Source organism: Tepidiforma sp. (assembly GCF_034432735.1).
In the GTDB taxonomy this organism is placed as follows: Bacteria; Chloroflexota; Dehalococcoidia; order Tepidiformales; family Tepidiformaceae; genus Tepidiforma.
Genome location: NZ_DAOUBJ010000060.1, coordinates 1 through 2,804, shown reverse-complemented (window position 1 = coordinate 2,804; position 2,804 = coordinate 1). Strand labels below are relative to the sequence as shown.

Annotated in this window: 4 protein-coding genes; 1 reads left to right on the top strand and 3 read right to left on the bottom strand. The window is 68.6% G+C overall.

Annotated elements, in window-relative coordinates; translation table 11 throughout:
- Window positions 1–314, bottom strand: a 314-nt coding sequence (locus tag VAE53_RS06280; protein ID WP_322818518.1) for a hypothetical protein, incomplete at its 3' end; no start/stop codon positions are given.
- A gap of 228 nt (window positions 315–542) precedes the next feature.
- On the opposite strand from VAE53_RS06280, the gene VAE53_RS06275 reads away from it, so the two are divergent.
- Window positions 543–1,028 (top strand): MOSC domain-containing protein, encoded by a 486-nt coding sequence (locus VAE53_RS06275; protein WP_322818517.1) that lies wholly within the window; start codon window positions 543–545, stop codon window positions 1,026–1,028.
- Here the strand turns inward: VAE53_RS06275 and VAE53_RS06270 are convergent.
- Together VAE53_RS06270 and VAE53_RS06265 are read right to left on the bottom strand one after the other, a co-directional pair.
- Window positions 1,025–1,819 (bottom strand): alpha/beta hydrolase, encoded by a 795-nt coding sequence (locus VAE53_RS06270; RefSeq protein ID WP_322818516.1) that lies wholly within the window; start codon window positions 1,817–1,819, stop codon window positions 1,025–1,027. The two genes, VAE53_RS06275 and VAE53_RS06270, sit on opposite strands and share 4 nt — an antisense overlap.
- Before the next feature lie 99 nt (window positions 1,820–1,918).
- Window positions 1,919–2,590, bottom strand: coding sequence for a nitroreductase family protein (locus tag VAE53_RS06265; RefSeq protein WP_322818515.1), 672 nt, complete (start codon window positions 2,588–2,590; stop codon window positions 1,919–1,921).
- Between the last annotated feature and the right edge of the window lie 214 nt (window positions 2,591–2,804).

Here is a 2,804-nt window from a genome sequence, read left to right as displayed (position 1 = left end):
ATACCGACGTGGTTCGGCACCATATCGGCGGAGAGACGAATGCCGCGGCAGGCGGCGGCGATAGGGTCGGGGGTTTCGCCATCCCATGGGGTGGTGCTGACGGCGACGACGGGGGCGGGGTGGGCGCGGAGGGCCTCGACGACGGGGGCGGCGTGCGCGGCTTCGATGTGGTCGCGGACGAGAATCGCGGGGAGGGGGGAGCCGCGGAGGATGCCAGGGATATCGAGGGGCGAGCGGTAGCGGTGGACTTCGGCGCCGGACCAGGCGAGGTCGGCGGGGGCATCGGCCGGGAGGATGACGAGAACGCGATCCACGGGGTGCAGTGTAGGGGAGGCGACGTTCGCTTGCTCGCCGGGGTAGGATGGTGCGCGATGTGGGTGGGTGTTTCGCTGCTGTTGGGGGCGTGGCTTTTGGACGGCCGGTTGGTACCGCCGCCGGGCGCTGGCCGGGGCGGCTGGAGGCTGGTGGGGGCGAAGGGTGGATGCTGGCGTCGGCGATCGACGGAGCCGCGTGGCTGGCAGGCGGAAGGTTAGGGGGTGCGAATGGCTGCCGAGGGTTCGATCGTTTCGCTGAACGTTTCGGATGGCGGGGTGCCGAAGTGGCCTATCGCGGAGGCGCGCGTGACGTTTTTGGGGCTGGAGGGCGACCGGCAGGCGAACCCGGAGGTGCACGGTGGGCCGGAAAGGGCGCTCTGCCTGTTCTCGGCGGAGGTGATCGCGGCGCTGCAGGCGGAGGGCCATCCGATCGCGCCGGGGACGACGGGGGAGAATGTGACGGTTGGCGGTTTGGATTGGGGGCGAATGGTACCGGGCAGTCGCTGGCGGCTCGGGGAGTGGGTGGAGATAGAGATTACGCGGCCGACGACGCCTTGCCGAACGATCCGTGAGTCGTTCCGGGGCGGTGACTTCAACCGCATTCACCACGCACTGCATCCGGGGGAGAGCAGGGTGTACGCGCGGGTGCTTCGGGAGGGGACGGTCCGGGTGGGCGATTCGGTGCGGGAGCTGGGCCCGGGGGCGGGTGGCTAGCCGAGGAAGTCGGTGACGGCGCGGACGAAGGCGGGGGTGTTTTCGAGCGGGACCATGTGTCCGGCGCCGGGAATCACGACGACCTGGGCGTTGGGTATTTTGGAGCGGAAGAGCGCTGCGTAGGCGGGTGGGACGAGGCGGTCCTGATCGCCCCAGATAAGGAGGGTGGGGGCTTGGATGCGGTGGATGCGCTTTTTGAGCCCTTTGTCGGGGATGGGCCAGAGGAATTTGCCGGCGGCGGCGAAGTTGGCGAGTTGGAAGTAGTAGGCTTCGGCCATTTCTTCTTCGTTGGCGGGCGGGGCGAAGAGTTGGGGGATGACGGGGTTGGTGAGGTCGCCGAAGATGACCTTGGGGAGTTCGTTGGGCATGAGGATGAAGAGGTCGGTGACGGGGGTTTCGTCCATCCAGAGGCCGACGGGGCAGGTGAGCACGAGCTTTTTGACCATGTCGGGGCGGGCAGCGGCGAGTTCGGCGGCGAACATGCCGCCGATGGAGTGGCCGGCGAGGTGGAAGGATTGGAGGCCGATGGTGTCGCAGAAGTCTTGGTAGTAGACGACCATGTCGTGGATGTCGTCGATGTGGTCGAGGCCGGGGGTATCGTCCCAGCCGGGATGGGTGGGGACGATGACCTCGTAGTGTTCGGCGAGGGCGAGCATTTCGGGCGTCATGCCTTTGCGGATGCCGCCGGCGGCGTGGAGGTAGAGGAGGGGCTGGCCGGTGCCTTTGCGGTAGACGGGGACTTGGAAGGTGCCGTTGCGCACGGAGACGATTTGGGGTTCGGGGGAGGTCATGGCATCGCCTTTCGTGGGGATGGGATGCGGGGAGGGGGTTGCTCGCGGAGGCGAGGTACGGCGGAACTCTACTGGAACTGGGTGGTGGCTGCCAGCGGGTCAGGATGGGGGCTGGAGGGGCGGGCCATCGAAGCGTTCGTGGGTGGTGAAGGCTTCGACGGGTTTGCGGCGAAGGCGGGTGAGCTGCCGGACGGGCCGCCCGAGGGTGACGATGGTGGCGATGGCGATGTGGGGCGGGAGGCCGAGCAGGGCTTGGAGCTCTGGTTCGCGGGCGATTGGCATGGTGGTGAGGGTGCCGCCGAGGCCTTCGTTGCGGGCGGCGAGGAGGATGTTCCAGGCGAAGGGATAGATGGAGGCGCCGGAGGCCATGCCGATGCGCTGAAGCTCCTGGTCGATGGAGGCTACGACGGAGAGGTCGACGCAGACGGCGAGGAGGACGGGGGCCTGGCGGTAGGGTTCGGTGAGCTGGGGAGGGACGGGGGTGGTGGCGATCTGCTGGGGGGTGATGGCGGTGGGGACGATGGTGTTCCAGGGGTTTTCGCCGGCGGCGACCTGGGCGGCGTAGCGGCGGGCGGCGGGGATGGCGGCTTCGGCGATGGCGGCTTTGGTGGCTGGCTCGCGGATGACGATGACGTGCCAGCCCTGGCGGTTGCCGCCGCTGGGTGCGAAGCGGGCGTTATCGAGGATGCGGTAGAGGGTGGCGTCGTCGATGGGGTCGGGGAGGAATTCGCGGGCGGCGAAGGTGGTGCGCATGACGTGGTAGAGGTCCATGCGCGGGATTGTGCAGCGTTGGGGGATTGCTGTCGCGGGGGCGGTGCTAGAGGGACTGGGTGAGCATGGGGACGAGGGCGGCGATGAGGGCGCCGAGCTGGACGCCGCGAGCGACGGGGGTGGCGACGGCGGCCTGGGTGTTGATTTCGTAGTGGTTGCGGCGGCCGTGGCGTTCGCGCTGGATGTATCCGGCGCGTTCGAGGTCGGCGACGAT